15 protein-coding genes are annotated in these 15,419 nt (G+C 45.9%); 4 read left to right on the top strand and 11 right to left on the bottom strand.

Annotation, left to right across the window (positions count from 1 at the left end):
- Positions 1-18: 18 nt before the first annotated feature.
- The 5 genes from AAW31_RS06480 to AAW31_RS06505 form a co-directional block, all read right to left on the bottom strand.
- Complete coding sequence (locus AAW31_RS06480) at positions 19-1,785, bottom strand: DUF6531 domain-containing protein (RefSeq protein ID WP_046849626.1); 1,767 nt, start codon at positions 1,783-1,785, stop codon at positions 19-21.
- Positions 1,786-2,639: 854 nt separating this feature from the next.
- Positions 2,640-2,921 carry a SemiSWEET transporter gene (locus AAW31_RS06490; protein ID WP_235264518.1) on the bottom strand — a complete coding sequence of 94 codons (282 nt, stop codon included), beginning with the start codon at positions 2,919-2,921 and terminating at the stop codon, positions 2,640-2,642.
- Positions 2,922-3,046: 125 nt separating this feature from the next.
- Complete coding sequence (locus AAW31_RS06495) at positions 3,047-3,490, bottom strand: hypothetical protein (RefSeq protein ID WP_046849627.1); 444 nt, start codon at positions 3,488-3,490, stop codon at positions 3,047-3,049.
- Complete coding sequence (locus AAW31_RS06500) at positions 3,487-4,842, bottom strand: recombinase family protein (RefSeq protein WP_046849628.1); 1,356 nt, start codon at positions 4,840-4,842, stop codon at positions 3,487-3,489. The genes AAW31_RS06495 and AAW31_RS06500 overlap by 4 nt, the downstream gene beginning before the upstream one ends.
- Positions 4,839-5,447: a DUF2924 domain-containing protein gene (locus AAW31_RS06505; RefSeq protein ID WP_235264519.1), complete on the bottom strand. Its 609-nt coding sequence runs from the start codon at positions 5,445-5,447 to the stop codon at positions 4,839-4,841. Before AAW31_RS06505 ends, AAW31_RS06500 begins: the two co-directional genes overlap by 4 nt.
- A gap of 275 nt (positions 5,448-5,722) precedes the next feature.
- On the opposite strand from AAW31_RS06505, the gene AAW31_RS06510 reads away from it, so the two are divergent.
- From AAW31_RS06510 to AAW31_RS06520, 3 genes are read left to right on the top strand one after another with little or no spacing between them, the layout of a single operon-like run.
- A complete protein-coding gene (locus tag AAW31_RS06510; RefSeq protein WP_144412866.1) occupies positions 5,723-6,322 on the top strand; it encodes a LexA family protein in 600 nt (199 codons plus the stop codon).
- Between the two features lie 8 nt (positions 6,323-6,330).
- Positions 6,331-7,584, top strand: coding sequence for a hypothetical protein (locus tag AAW31_RS06515; RefSeq protein ID WP_046849629.1), 1,254 nt, complete (start codon positions 6,331-6,333; stop codon positions 7,582-7,584).
- Complete coding sequence (locus AAW31_RS06520; protein ID WP_046849630.1) at positions 7,581-8,564, top strand: hypothetical protein; 984 nt, start codon at positions 7,581-7,583, stop codon at positions 8,562-8,564. Before AAW31_RS06515 ends, AAW31_RS06520 begins: the two co-directional genes overlap by 4 nt.
- A 122-nt stretch (positions 8,565-8,686) precedes the next feature.
- On the opposite strand, the gene AAW31_RS06525 is transcribed toward AAW31_RS06520, so the two are convergent.
- Positions 8,687-10,009 (bottom strand): PDZ domain-containing protein, encoded by a 1,323-nt coding sequence (locus AAW31_RS06525; protein ID WP_046849631.1) that lies wholly within the window; start codon positions 10,007-10,009, stop codon positions 8,687-8,689.
- 277 nt (positions 10,010-10,286) lie between these two features.
- Here AAW31_RS06525 and AAW31_RS06530 point away from each other — a divergent pair, with 277 nt between their 5' ends.
- Positions 10,287-11,759: an ISNCY-like element ISNco1 family transposase gene (locus AAW31_RS06530; RefSeq protein WP_046851564.1), complete on the top strand. Its 1,473-nt coding sequence runs from the start codon at positions 10,287-10,289 to the stop codon at positions 11,757-11,759.
- Between the two features lie 338 nt (positions 11,760-12,097).
- On the opposite strand, the gene AAW31_RS06535 is transcribed toward AAW31_RS06530, so the two are convergent.
- The 5 genes from AAW31_RS06535 to AAW31_RS23065 all read right to left on the bottom strand — a co-directional run bounded on the left by AAW31_RS06535 (position 12,098) and on the right by AAW31_RS23065 (position 15,379).
- The gene (locus AAW31_RS06535) at positions 12,098-13,057 is read right to left on the bottom strand and encodes an ISAzo13 family transposase (protein WP_052752119.1); all 960 of its coding nucleotides are present in this window, start codon (positions 13,055-13,057) and stop codon (positions 12,098-12,100) included.
- Positions 13,058-13,064: 7 nt separating this feature from the next.
- A complete protein-coding gene (locus AAW31_RS21830; protein ID WP_046851391.1) occupies positions 13,065-13,271 on the bottom strand; it encodes a hypothetical protein in 207 nt (68 codons plus the stop codon).
- A gap of 328 nt (positions 13,272-13,599) precedes the next feature.
- On the bottom strand, positions 13,600-14,142 hold the full coding sequence (locus AAW31_RS06545; RefSeq protein ID WP_046849632.1) for a hypothetical protein: 543 nt from the start codon (positions 14,140-14,142) through the stop codon (positions 13,600-13,602).
- Complete coding sequence (locus AAW31_RS06550; protein ID WP_144412867.1) at positions 14,132-14,881, bottom strand: hypothetical protein; 750 nt, start codon at positions 14,879-14,881, stop codon at positions 14,132-14,134. Before AAW31_RS06550 ends, AAW31_RS06545 begins: the two co-directional genes overlap by 11 nt.
- A 369-nt stretch (positions 14,882-15,250) precedes the next feature.
- Positions 15,251-15,379 (bottom strand): hypothetical protein, encoded by a 129-nt coding sequence (locus AAW31_RS23065; RefSeq protein WP_258920417.1) that lies wholly within the window; start codon positions 15,377-15,379, stop codon positions 15,251-15,253.
- Between the last annotated feature and the right edge of the window lie 40 nt (positions 15,380-15,419).

Consider the following 15,419-nt stretch of genomic DNA (forward strand, 5'->3'; position numbering starts at 1 on the left):
CGTCGTACGCAAAACTCGTCAAGACCGTGCGCTGATCACGGCGCTGCCGCGCACGGCCATCCGCTGGCGCAACTGGCTATGTGCATCGTAGTTATACTCCGTCACACTCGCCTGTTCATCCATGATCCCTTTACCGGTTTCACTCACCGCAGCGTAGCTCGTCTGCTGGCTCATGTTGCCACGCAAGTCATAGCTGTACTCGGTGAGCTGCACCTGGGATTTGTCCTGCAGCCTCGTAACCCACTCTATGAGTTGAGCTTCTGTCAATTGCTCGCTCGGAATCAATCCTGAGAGGTTGTAGACTTCGCCAATGTACTGCAGCGTATGCGTCAACAAGCCGTAGCCGACACTCGCGTTCCCGTAACGGTTCTCGGCTACGCGCCCTTCGGCACTCACAACAAAGCGTAAGCGTGAGTTCGCGTCATACACATAGCGCGTGGTGAATGGATCGCCGGCGCTCTGCGGTCCCGCACCATCCGGATCAACGGTGCGATAGCGCGTTTCTGTCAGCATCTGGTTGAGCGTGCTGAAGGTGCATGTTATCGTGTCGCCGAGCGCATCGCGCTCGAACGTGCGGTTGCCGTTAATGTCATAGTCGTAGGTCACCGTATTGTTGCGCGCATCAGTGATGCTGATCAGATTACCGCTTGCGTCATACTTGAATTGAGTCGATAGCCGCGTCCCGCCCACCGCAGGTTTAAGGATCTCCATCAACTGCTGAGTCATTGCGTCATATCGGTAAGTCCATGCCTGCCCGTTACCGTCGGTGATGGCGGTACTGTTGCTAGCTGGGCTGTAAGTGAATACCCATTGTGAGCTGGCCGCATCGCTATGGTCTTTAACAGAACGCACCCTTCCGGCATCATCATAAAAGTAGAATACGCTGGTACCGCCGCTTTGCTTCACACTGGCGATGCGCGTGGTAGAACCGTCATAGGTATAGTTTGTGACAAATACGACACCGTCGGCAATGCTGCCGTCAGCCGGCGTCAAATCTATCGTGACAGTGATCAAGCGTCCTAAGTTATCATAGTCGTACTCTACCTGCCGCACCGCGCTGCCAAGTGTTGCTGTCGCATGTCCATTCTCGTCGTCGATAAGCGCACGCGTCTCAAGGCGTTGTAGTCGGGAAAGACCGTTAAACAGCCCGTATCTTAGCCGCAATTCCTGCTGGCTGGCGGCATCCTGGATCAACGTCAGCCGCCCGCTATCATCATGCGTAAAGATAATGCTATTGCTGCTCGTATCGGCGCGACGGATCAGTCGGCCCGTCATGCTTGAGGAGGTAGAATTCGAGTACCGCTCTGTCATGCGCGTGGAACCATTAATTCTCTCCCACTCGCTCGACGTGCTGTCGTATCTCAGTTCGTTGGATGCGCCGCTTCCCTCTGTACTGATATACGCTGCTCGCGCTTCATCCCAGGTGTATGTTGTCTCATGTCCGTCACCTTCGGTGTGAACCACGGTGGCACCCTCTTGCGGCTGTGCGGGCGTGCCCAGTCCCTGGAACGTTACCGTCTGTTCGCAACTCCAGCGCCAGCCCTCTCCATTGCCCACGTTCAGCGTGACAAGCGAGTTGTAGGTCCGCAAAGCGTAAAGGTCCAGTCCGCGACCTGAGAGCTGCTCGTCCTGCATCTGCAGCACTAGATTACCATTTACCGCATTGACAAATGCGTGGCTATTTCCTTGCCCAAGCATGCTTTTGCCGAGTACTCCAGCCTCACCTAGAATATTCAAAGATGTATCAAATAGGCCAAGTCCCTTGCCTGCAACGATCGCAACCATAAGACACACCTCCTGTAATATTCAATAAAGCAGATGCGGTTCTGACTAGGCGCTCAGTTGCCTGGAACCCGCATGTGCATGTGCTAGATAAGAAACATTATCATAATGTGTAAATGAAAAATAAATATCTATTGCTTAGTAGCTAAATGTACAAGCAGACTGTCGGATTGTCAAAAATTCTAACAAGTTATGAAATTCAAATAATTTGAACCCATTTGACAGGACAGGAAAATATTGATATCGGTGAATGCTCAAGAAATATCAAATTTGCAAGATTTGATGGCTTTAACCCTAATTTCTGGTGAATTGATGAAACGAAAGGTAGGGATATATACTCAGGTGACTATCTTTTTCGTATGAAAATTGGGTCTGTTGACGTTTTGAGGTAAATACGCAATAGAAGCAAGCTCGTAATATAGCTGATCACATATAAAATAATTCAAAGCGCATAGGCGGCATAGAGTCATTTGATCGGCTCCCTCTGCTCACCTCACAACGCTGGCGGATCAACCGCCAGATCAAACAACGATATGTGATTCGGTAACTTACCATCCAAAATGGCAGCCACAATATCTTGCGCAAGCGTAATCAAATTTACCATTCTGTTCACGTATCTGTTGTTAATTCCTTCGTAATCAGCGATCGCTTTCAGATTTTGACTTCTCTTACTGCGGGCATAACTAACCAATGGTCCCTTCTGAATAGGAACAATTTCAGTGGTTTTAAAACCGACTGGGCAAAGTAAGCTGTTTGATCTTACTGTGCCGTACAACCTGAATTTGTACTAATAGTGCTACCGTAACATCGCTTTCCTGGATAATTTTTGCATAGAGGCTGACAAGCCGCCGACGAAGTCAGCGATTGAAGCGCAGGGCCATAATTTGCTGAATTTTCATGCCGAGCACCATACTGGACAACAAGAACGTTATTAGATTAGCAAATATAACAGGCACGCTACCAATCAGATAACCGTAGAATAGCCAGAACCCGACGCCAATAGTAAACATAGTGTACATTGGCAGCGAGATACCTGACAGATCACGTGTTCTCCATGAGTACCAGGCCTGTGGCACGAAGGCAGCAGTGGTGAGAAAAGCAGCAATATAGCCCACAGTGATTGACATCTCTTCAAGCATGGTAATCCTTTTGGTAGAAAAAAATATTCAAAAAATTTTTTTAATGAAAAATGGAAATAGCGTCAAACACTCTGACAAGCGATCAAAATTTAAAAATTGAATAGCTATGAAAAAATATCAGGAGCTTATGTAAATAAAGTAATCTTAATCCGTTCCTTTTGCTCTTCCCACAACACGGGCGGGTCCACCGCCAGATCAAAAAGGGTGATGTGGTTCGGTAACGCATCATCCAGAATCGCAGCGACGATATCCGGCGCAAGCGTGGTCAAATTGACCATTCGACTAACATAACTGTTATCGACCCCTTCCCGGGCAGCGATTTCTCTCAAAGATTTGACTTCCCCCAACTCGAGCATGGCCAGCCAACGATGGCCTCTAGCCAGCGCCAACTGTAGCGGTGTGGCCGCAGTGTCCAAAGGCCGATTTTTTGCCACTTCGCCGTTAGGCAATGTAACAAGCTTACGCCCACTGCGGCGTTTAATCTGAATTGGTACAGAGAGAGTTAACCTGCCATCGCTTGCCTGAAGAATGTCCGGCTCACCGGTTTTGTTGATTTCGATACTGCTCATATTAATACTTCCTCTTGCTGTGCAATTGGCTCTGGACTCATTTCCAGCACCAGTCGCTCGATACCGTTGGCACGCAGTCTCACTTCGAGATCGCTGGGGGATACGATCACCTTTTCAACCAGCAGTTTGACGATACGCGCCTGCTCCGCCGGAAACAGTTGATCCCAAATCGCGTCGAGCCGTGTCATCGCCACGGTCACTTTAGCCTCATCCAAGCTCGGATCGAGCTTAATTGCCTGAGGTAGCACCTCCCCTATCAATTTTGATGAACGCAAAATCGCTCGCAATTGATCAAGTACTGCTGATTCCAGTTCTACGGCAGGAAGCCGCGGCAATCCCGATACACCAGCATGTTCCTTGGTATCACGCTGTGGAATATAGTAACGGTAGCGGCGCCCGTTCTTCTTAGTCGTGTGCCACGGTGATAAGGCTCGGCCGTCATTGCCAAACACGAGCCCTTTGAGCAGATACGGCACCTTTGCTCGTGTATCGTTGCCGCGAACTCGACCATTGGTCGCAAGGATAACATGCACCTTGTCCCACAAATCACGCTCGATGATGGGCGGATGCTCAGCCTGATACCAATGCTCTTTGTGGCGCAGTTCACCGAGGTAAGTGCGATTATTGAGTACTTTGTAGATTAAACTCTTATCGACAGGCGCGCCTTCACGCACTTTGCCATCCTGCGTAACCCAGGATTTCGATGTAACGCCATCCAACCTTAATTCCTTGACCAGCGTAGTGCTGGAACCCAGTTCAACAAAACGCTGGAAGATATGCCGGATAATCTTGGCTTCGCGCTCGTTCGGTACTAATCGGCGATTTTCGACATTGTAACCAAGCGGTGGAATGCCGCCCATCCACATCCCCTTTTTCTTGCTAGCAGTAATCTTGTCACGAATACGCTCACCGGTGACTTCACGCTCAAATTGGGCAAAAGACAATAGAACGTTGAGCATCAACCGCCCCATGCTCGTTGTGCTATTCATTTGTTGAGTGACTGACACAAATGATACGCCGTAACGTTCAAATACCTCGACCATCCTGGAGAAATCGGCCAGACTGCGCGTCAACCGGTCTATCTTGTAGATGATGACAACGTCTATCTTGCCGGCTTCGATGTCAACCAATAGGCGCTGCAGCGCAGGCCGCTCCATGTTACCACCGGAGTATGCCGGATCGTCATAATCATCAGAAACCGGAATCCAACCTTCATTCCGTTGACTGGCGATGTAGGCATGACCCGCGTCACGCTGCGCATCAATCGAATTGTATTCCTGATCCAGCCCTTCCTCAGTTGATTTACGCGTGTAGACCGCGCACCGCATGCGTCGCTTGATATTTTCGCTCATCGCTTGGCTCCTTTCTTGACTTTGGTTTTCACAGGCGCTTTCAACCCGAAGAAAAGCGGTCCAGACCATCGCGTACCAGTGATCTCACGTGCAATTGCAGAGAGACTGGCATACCGGCTGCCTTCATATTCATATTGTCCATCCGCTTCGACCATTACACGATGCTCGACATCCTGATAGATTCGTATCAATACGCTACCTGCCAAAGGGCGACAATCCTTTTCACAATTGCGCAGTTTGCCGGTTTCAATCAGTGCCTTGATCCGTCGCTCGTTACTTTCCAGCAGATTACGATCGGTTTTGCGAAATTCTATTAGTTGCAGCTTGTGAGCAATGCGGCGCTCCAAAAACTGGCGATTGTGGTTTGGTATCTCGGTACCGAATAATCGTTTCCAAAGTGCCTTGATTTCGGTCATCGGCAATTCAGGTAATTGGGTGATTTGTGATAGCACTGATGGTGGAAAGGCATACGGGGTGTTACGTGAGTTCATTTTGGCTCCATTTTTATCTCGTTGACGGGTTTGAATGAACGCTCCCCTGGCCAGAAGAGTCAAGTTCAAACTCGCTCTCTGTGCCCATTCCAGCGTGCCGCTGATATCTTGCATTGCGCAAACGGATCAGTCCATTTGCTAATATCGAAGCAATTTCTTGTCTGCGCTGCGCCGAGGTCATTTTTTCGGGTGGGGTCTGGTTCACATCCATCATCGGTATCACCTCACGTTTTTCCAACTTGTTTGATAGTTAAATTATCCCTCTAAACGCCAGCCCTTGCCATGAGGGAGTTTCGAAGATATGCGGACAGATAATGGCTCATGCATAAATTATGAAAATCTCATTATTACTATTGACTAAAGAACATTCGTTCTCTATCATGCCGCCTATGAAAAAAACCAACTACAAACCCAACAAAGATCACGAATATCTGGCTAGGCTGCAGGCATATTATGCCGAGCACCGGGTTATCCCTTCTTATGCGCATCTCATGGAAATATTGGGTTTTGCTTCCAAATCGGCCATCAAGAAAGTACTGGAGCGGCTAGAAGCAGCCGGTATGCTGGAGCGTACTCCCTATGGCGATTGGGCGCCGACTGATCTCTTCTTTGAACGTGCGATCGCCAACCATCCCGTACCGGCTGGCACGCCCGTTCCAGTTTCGGATGAGCCATGCGAAAAGGTCATGCTGGATCGCTTCCTGATCGAAAAACCGTCACAGACCGTCTTGGTGCGAGTCAAGGGAGATTCAATGATCAATGCTGGTATTCACCACGGGGATTTGGCTGTGGTTGAGCGTTGCTGCCATGCCAACCCAGGAGATTTAGTGGTAGCTATCGTCGATGACGAGTTCACGCTCAAAACATTAGGGTGTGACCAGGAAGGGTTCCATCTCATTCCCGCCAATCCCCACTACCCCATCATCCGGCCGCAAGGAAAGCTGGAAATATTTGGTGTTGTGGTCGGCCTGGTGCGCAAATATCTATAAGGAGAAAAATGAAAGTCTTCAACCCACGCCATTTTCTGCGGCATATTTCCATGCCGACCTTGCGCGAATTCACTGAAGCGCATGTGCTCAATGCCAATCTAGACATCGATTGGGAGCAACCGGCTGACACGTTACCAACGGCCCTGGCGGATGCCATCGATGCGCTCCATGCTTCTCTACCATACCTGCAGCTGCGGGAAGAGCGTAAAGCAATCGAGCACAATATTGGTTTGTGGTATGACGATTTACGCCGGGCACATATCATGTCACATGAGCTTGCGATTAAAGAATTTCAATTTGCCTGCCAGGGTGATGCGCTCGTCGAACAAGCGTTTGCCATGCGTGATGATCGTGAGAAAGCACTATGGATGCTTGCATTCAGGGACAAGGTCTTCCGCGATACTGAATTGCACCTCGCGTTTCAGGCGAAAGCCAATGGCAAGTATTGGAAAAAACACCGTATCCAACCGGGACTCAGTCTTAGCCGTGATCGCGAAAAATTGGAAGCCTTCTGCCAGCAAGTAGCCAAGCTTTACAAAAAGGTGGGCGCAGGTGAGAGCACCCATATCGAACTCAGTGAGCGTGTTATGGATGGCAGCATCCAGCTGACCATTTATGTGGAAGGGCCGGTGACCGCCATGGCCCAGTTTACTGACAATCAATTCAAGCGTATCAGCACCCGCCTTGCACTGGAGACTGCGTTAGTTTATCACCCCGGCTCCGGTATAGTTGAAACCGTAGTCAAAGGGGGTGCCAAAAACCACACCGCCGTACTCGAACTATTTGGTAAGCACGTAATTGAGAATCCAATCATCCCTGAAGCCATCGAGAAGAAGCGCTACCAACTTAATGCATTACTTGATGGATTGATGCAGCCGTTCGAGGACTGGTCAAGATATGGCGTTGAAAAAGTGCGGCTGCGTCGTGCCCGCTTCTGTCCAGTTGGAATGGCTGGTGTGAGCTATCAAGTCGAAGCTGACTCAAGCAAAGAACATGCTGATGCCGTGCGACTAGCGCTGCAAACATTTAAAACAAATCATGCTTTTGAGGCAGAGTATCACTTGGAGGGGGCCAGCCTCATCGTCTATACAACTTCCAGTGAAAACAATAAACCGCAGCACTTCAGCTTTGATCTGTATTCTTCCGGATCTTCCACCATCAAAAATCTGTCTGCGCGTAATCAACCGATTGCCAACGCCGTGTTGCGTGCCTTGAACGTGATCGAGATGGAAGAACAAATCGATGAGGTCAAAATAAGATGAGCCAGCAACAAATCAATGCCACAGCCTTGCTGTGCTGGTTACTTGAGCGCAATGATATGGAGATCAGCGCTTCTACACTCAGAGAAGGTGAAAGAAAAAGTGCTGCCGAGCTTTTACTTCAAGAGCGTATGCTCGTTTCAGGCCATTCCCTGGATTGGATCACTTGCCCCGAATGCTGGATTGAATCTGCGCGGGTGGTGCGAGAAACCTTACCGGAGCAAATTTTACTGTTCTGCCCGGAATGTGAGGATTTCGAGGTGCCGCGCTACTATCGGGAAACGCACCAAGTCCCGCTGCAAAAATTCATTCACCGACTGCTTAATGGGCTCAATCTCTCGATCAACGGTATGAAACAAATTGAACCTGATCTTGTGTGGCGACTGGGCACCACCGAAGAAAAACGTGGCAAGGCACTGACCTGGTATTTTGCTCGTCGGCTGCGCCAGCCAGAAATTGCGTACCGGCTGCGTGAACAGATTATGCTTGAAAAAACGACGCAATCTTGTCGCATCCTGACGAGCAGTGAATTGCCTTTGCCCGTAGGATCTCCTGTTGCTGGAATGGATGTTTCTAACCTCGCATCATTGGCTCGTATTAGTCAGAGCAAGTTTGAGTTTTTCGCAGATAGGCTTCATTTACCTGGACCGCAAATGATTGAGGAGGCTGCCCCCGGTACTACCTTGCGGTATGTGGAGAGCCAAAGCAAAGTATTCATTGAGGGGCAAGCATATGATCTGGAGCCACGGCAACAATTGATTTTGCTAGCGCTGATTCGTGATTTGGATCATGAAATGGATAAGAGCGCGCTAAAAGCAGCCAGTGGCTCGCAGGCACAGATGTTTTCACCGAGCAAGGAGTTCCTGCGCAACCGCATGGTTTATCAGACCTTCATCCGTTACCAGCGTAGTGATGAATGTTATGCGTTGAATATTTATGACGAGGATCAGTATTGGCTGAATTTGACCAGAACCAGACAATGAGATAATGATACTTTCCATTTTTGATCAAGAAATAGCCATAGGTGCTAACAGCCAAGAGTATAACGTTCAGCTCCTTGATGGATGCTCTGATTAACCTAACCTTACTTGTTACGTTTTTTACACTATAACTGTACTGCGTTAAGTATTATTAACTGCGTCAATATAGCTCCTGCTGATTCGCCACCATGGATAACAATCTTTATAAGCTGATCATTACGGATCAACTTAACTAGGAATGGAGACTTCCTATCTTTCCCAAGCTCCGACGCAATCTCCATTGGCTCATAAATTGTTTTCCCATCTAATGACAATAAAACATCACCTGTTTTTATGCCAGCTTTATCAAAATTTCCTCCTTCAGTTATTTCTAATACCATAATCCCAATACTTTCTTCATATTTTTCTGGGTTTTTCAACCTATCCACCGATAATTGGGCATATTTTTTCATAATATCTGACATTGTTTCAGACTTTAATGCTCTTTCAAAATATGTGATTGATGCATGACCATCAGATTCCAAATACGAATAAGCAGCCATTCTGAACAATTTTATTGGTTCATGTTCATCTCTATTGAGTGCCTTATTTTGAATATTTGATAGCTCGCCCTCTGAAAGCTCTTCACCTAAGCCTGTAGCTTTTCTAAGCATGAGTAAGTAAGGATCGCTGATCCGTCGCTCAATCTCTCTCCCTGAACCTGAATTACCTTCTTTTAATCCATTTGATAAAACTGCCACTTTTTCATTTGATAGTTTAGCCACTTCTTTAAGAGCCATTTGATATCCTTCCATGCCTGGTTGAAGGTTGATATTAATTCCTATTAACCGAAGATACTCTGATAAAGTTACTGTATCCGTCGTATCTTTTAATACAGCACAAAAATGAGCAGCTGCATAAAAAATGGCAATTTTAGAATTGATAATTTTTTCTTGGTGAAGAGCAATACTTCTTGTTGTTCTTTCCAAGTCACTTAGATCTAATGAAAGTAGATGCTTTAACCCTGTTTCAAAACGTTCAAAAGCATCAATAACCTCGTCAAGTTGGTGATACGTGCTCTCAATATGTTCTTGTAATTTTGTATCAGCATATGAAAGATTTCGGTGAAAGCTCTTAAATACAGCGTTTGAATATTTTAACTCTTGTAAATAGCTCTGTATTTCGTGTTGGTAGTCCCTGAAATGATTTTTTGCTCTATCTTGATATGCTAATTCTGTTTCATTTGCTCTTCTTATGTCCCAAAATTTTGTAGGCTTCTGTTTCTCAATAGTGTTAATTAAGATGGCTAAATACATAAAATTACTTAATGTTTCTTTAGTGATCTGTTCGAGAGCGACTTTAGCTTCTCTATCTTTAACCTTATTATTAGTATCGATATAAGCTTCCCAGGCTTTTAAAGAAAACCCGGCTAAAATTGTGACAAGAGAAATAAGAAACCCATACTGCAATAATATTTTTATAATAGTACTACCATGATATTCGGATACAGGGCCAATAATTCCAGAACTGATTAATAGCCTATGTAGTGTCGGCCCGAAAACCCTCTTCTTCTATAATAAACATAGGGTTGCGTCTAATTCAAGAAAAGAAGATTGCTGAAAAAATGAGTGAAAGTGCCGTTATTAGGTGGTTTTGGCGTATTTTCAAGCAAAACAATTTCAAACTTCGATTCAAATCAGCGAAAATATTGTCCTCAAAGACAAACTTCGTTCAAGTGGAAATCAAATGCGCGTAACCCAAACTTCCCAGATGGAATTAGGTGAAATTGATGTATCCCACATCAAATTTGACTTGAGATCACGAGATGATATTCCGAGGATACTGCGCGGCTTACAGCACCTGTACCTGGATGAGGCATTGTGCCACAAAGTTTTTGCCTTACTGGAAAGTGAAATTGCCCCCAAGGTGGATAAGCACAATGGTCGTCCTGGCATGACCCTATGGAGTGTCCTGGTATGTGGCGTATTACGGCTGGACTTAAATGCTGATTATGACCGTCTGCACGAATTGGTCAACCAGCACAGGACCTTGCGCGCAATGTTGGGGCATAGTCTGTACGATGAAGACAAGCAATATGCCTATCAAACCCTGGTGGATAATGTCAGTTTGTTCACGCCAGAATTGCTGGACAGATTAAACCAGATCATCGTCGAGGGAGGGCATATCCTCATAAAAAAGGACGAAAGCGCCCTGCGTGGGCGGTGCGACTCCTTTGTGGTTGAAACCGATGTGCATTTTCCAACCGACATCAACTTATTGGGGGATGCCCTGCGCAAAGCGATTACGCTGACGGCGCGCTGGTGCGAAAGCCAGCACTTAAGCGACTGGCGGCAATATCGCTACAATCTACGTCAATTAAAACGACTTATGCGCAATGCACAGAGCAAGAAGCGCCGCAAAGCCGCAGACCAACAAAGCAACCTACAAACGATTCAAGCGTATCAGGCCTATATTGAGCAAGCCCAATGTTACGTGAACAAAATTCAAACCACCTTAACCAAGCTGGTTACAACTGCTACGCGCGAGTTGCTGCAAAAGATTGAAATTGAAGACTGCCTCCAACATGCCAAGCGCCAAATAGACCAAATTGAGCGTCGTGTTATCAAAGGCGAAATCATTCCTCACCAGGAAAAAGTATTCTCCATTTTTGAACCCCACACCGAATGGGTCAGTAAAGGCAAAGCCGGTGTGCCTGTCGAGTTAGGCGTCAAAGTGTGCATTCTGGAAGACCAGCATCAATTCATCTTGCACCATCACGTAATGGAAAGACAAACCGATGATCAAATTGCGGTAAACATGGTCACGCAAGCTAAAAAACGCTTTCCCATACTCAATGCCTGCAGCTTCGATAAAGGTTTTCATTCACCTGCTAACCAGGCTGAATTAGCCCAACATCTTGAGCAGGTTACGCTGCCCAAAAAAGGCAAACTATCCAAAGAGCGCAAAGCAATAGAACAAATGGAAGAATTTGTTAAAGCCCGTCGTGCGCACTCAGCAGTAGAGTCAGCAATCAATGCGCTGCAGGTGCACGGACTAGACAAATGCCTAGATCATGGCATGGGTGGTTTTAAACGTTACGTTGCACTGGCTATTGTCGCCAGAAATATCCGCCGAATAGGTGATATTCTATGGCAGCAGGATGTTGAACGTGAACGTAAAGCTATAAAACGTCATTTAAAGCACCAACAAGCAGCTTAAGCTCTCCCGCTAACGCAAAAAACCGCCTGATTGCGAGCAATCAGTGGTGAGTGCTGGGTAGAAACCGTATTTTTCATGCCATGCCTCACAAAAATACAATCAGAGGCTTTTTTGGATGTATGGTTTCGTTGCATTTTTACAAAGGCACTTAAAAATTAAGCAGATTACTGGTGAAAAAATGGGGTTTTCGGACTGGCACTATGTATTCCAAAAAACAGGAAAAGCACAAAGCCCACTAATACAAGTGGATGAGTTAAATAATTTGCGATTTTGCTAAAGCTTCCAAGATCACTCATAAATAATCCCCTTAGGATTTAGCTAAAAATAACTTCCCGAAATCAGATTGTTTGTGGGACTGCCCGGTAGTTCCAGCGAGGAAGATAGTCATCAAAGATGATCCTCATATTTTCAAGAAAATTCTCTGCACACTTTTTTCCTGTAACGTAAATCCCGGTCAATATATCCACGGTTACTTTTAAACCCTTGCAGGTTTTAGTCTTCTCCATAAATTGTTTGGCAATGGCGACCGAATGAAACACCACACCCTGGCAGGCACGCGTAATGTGCGAAAACAACCGGTGTTCAATAGGGTTGTACTTTGAGCAGTAAGGCGGATAGTGGGCAACACGAATTTCCAGTCCCAGCCGTTTGGCAAGTACCTGCAAAGCTTCCTTGAACACATGTCGATTGGCGGCGTTACTGCCGCCACCATCACAGAGAAGCAACAACCGCCGGGCCTTGGGATAGTGCTGGCAACCCTGCTGTTTCCACCAATGCGCAATACTGTCGCAACAAAATTCACTGGTATCGTGGCTGGTATTTAGGTTCATATGCCCTTCGTTTCGCGCCAGATCATAGATGCCATGCGGAATCAATTTGCCTTCACCGGCACTGGGAAAATCATGATCCAAAGCATCTACAGGCGTCTGTGTATAGGTGTAACCTTCTCGACTGAAATTGCCAATCAATTCCTTCTTTTTGGAATCAATACTGATCACGGGCTCTTCCTTGGCCATATACGCTGCCTTAAGTCTGGCAATGTTTTGAAACTGGGCATCCCGATCAGGATGGGCTCCCAGCGTTTTTTTCTTACGCGTTTTACGCTGTCCTAAACCATGTTTCTTTAATAATTTACGTACCGTATACCGACTTGCTGATGTGCCCATTTCAGCCAGGCGGCGACTAATCTCGCAACGTGATAGATTGGTCCATAAGACACCTTCGCGCATCGGATCGCCGGCGGTAAATTCCGCAAGTAGCCTGAGGAAATTTTCTTCCAGGGTAGGCTTGTGAACCATTGCATTTTTACGTCCCGCACCTTTTTTTTCTGATCCGGCTCGGCGCAGGATCCTCACTCACTTCCAGTTCTACCAGACCACGTCGCACCGTCTTGGGATCCATATCAAATAACCCAGACACATACTCAATACCGCCGTGCCCTAGCTTGGCCGCTTCAATCCCCGCATACCGCCGCCGATCCTTTTCTGATAGCAGCAGAAACAACCGCTGCATCTTCAGTTCAATGCTTTTATCGTAAACAGCCACAATTTGTCATTCACCAATTATAAATTGGCTTTATTATCCATAATCCTGCATGAACATTCTAATCCAATTTCTGGAAGTTATTTTTGACGACATCCTTACCTGTTTTAGTTAATCTAACGAATTAAGTTTATCCGTCGTCTTCCCTAAGTTTGCAATAGCCACTACTCTATAGAAGTGACGGATAAACTCTGTTGAACTAACGCTTGAGTTCAGGTGTGGCTCGCACGCGCAGCGGGCAAGACGTCACTTGCGATGTTTTGTTAGATGGCATGGGTAGCGCCAAAAGTATAGGTTTCTAGAAAGAATCGTCGTATAGCTTTGATACTGAATCAATAACCTCTTGATCAGACATACTAGACGCAATTTTAACTTCATTGTTGCCCATTGAAACTGTGACATCTAGCTCAGGATGAGCTAAGACCCACTCACGCATAACGTGCGCTACTGTAGGCATAGACTTGCCCGGTACGACTTCTACCGTTCTTGCAAAGGTTGTTCTTGCTTGACGAACTTCAGCTTCTATACCAGCATTAATAAGGTCACGATTCAACTCTGATATAAATTCAAAAACTATCGATTTTTCGACATCCGGAATAGAAATTATTAATGGTTGAACTGATTGCCTTTCAGTTAACTCTTTGGCCTCAATAGTCCTAAGAATCTCCTGGACATCTGTGTCGGCTTCTAGCTGAAACGCAGATATAAACTCTCTAAAAGCCGTGGAGTTGCGACCGATAATTTCGACCATTTGATCAATATTTAGCGTTTCACAGGCAGCGATACTGTCAAGCAGGTCTGCCGTTTCATCGTCAAGCAATATTTCGTCATTAATTTCCACTTTTGGCCTCCTCAAAACAAATCGTAAAACCGTCCCAATTCTTTATCCGATCATTGCGGTACCAAAGAACAAACTTCATCATCAACGTACGTCTGGATTCCAATGGCTTGCGGTTAGAATCGAAAAATACTACATCCGACGGCCTGATCGTGACCCTCCCAGCTTTTTTGACACCTTGCCAATCACAGGAAGCAAATAGGTAAAGATTCCCTATAAGGAAATCACGAATTACCTTTTCTCCGCGAGGCAAACTGATTACCCACCGTATATTGTTACCACTTTTTATGGTAGCAAGATATCGCTCACTGAACTGGAAAGTTGCGTTAGTAGACTGTTTTTTCCCCTTTTTCCGATTGATGGTTCCTAAAGCCACGTTTATTTGGGCTCCGTCATTCTTTTCTTTAATTGCAGGAGCTAGGTTTAGCGCAACCTTGCGATCTGTTGAGGTAGAATTAGTATAGTTGACATCAAGAGTAGCTTCCTGCGTATGCTGCAAGATAGTCCCTTGAGTAGCTTCAAAAATTATTTCAGCCCCGGTGCATCCAATATAGTAATCAACTCGATTAACCGATCCGCGGCGTACTGATTTTGGATTGAAGACAACATTTAATTCGACTCGCAACGTGCCTAAATCTTCAACATCGACATCAAAGTCGAGGAGAATAATGTTTGCACTACGTTCCTCATCGGAGAGCCAAGGAATGATAGTTGGTGGCTCTATTAGCATATCTATGTTCACGATCCGTAGTCTCCATTAGATTGCCTATGTCATTCAACTAGTAATTTTATAGTATCTATATATCTTCCATAATTTTGGCATTAATATCAATAAATTGTTCATTTGTCAGGCTTGTGCTAACTGTACCATCCTATATGGAACGATATACAATTCTCGAGATCATGAACGTGTAGTCTATCTCAAATTATTAAGCCAGATTAATAGAGGATCTATTGAATGAAACTGACCGACTGGCTCTATCGAAAGTGGTCATTTCAATAACGCCAACTACCTCATCTATCTAAACCGAATAGATCACATAAAATCCAAAGTCTTACAGTTGATCCTATCCTTTTTTTATCCAAAATACTATAAAAAACCCAGACTGAGTTAGTTCAAGCTGGGTTTTTTATTGCCCATTTCTTCACGACTCAGATTTGAGTAATGATTCTGAGTAATCTGAGTAATGGTTTGAGTAATCCCATTTGAGATATTTCCACAACCGTTGACGGCACCCATCAAGTGCCTGCATCCGGTGATATCGAAACTATCAAGGAGA

The organism is Nitrosomonas communis (assembly GCF_001007935.1).
Lineage (GTDB): Bacteria > Pseudomonadota > Gammaproteobacteria > Burkholderiales > Nitrosomonadaceae > Nitrosomonas > Nitrosomonas communis.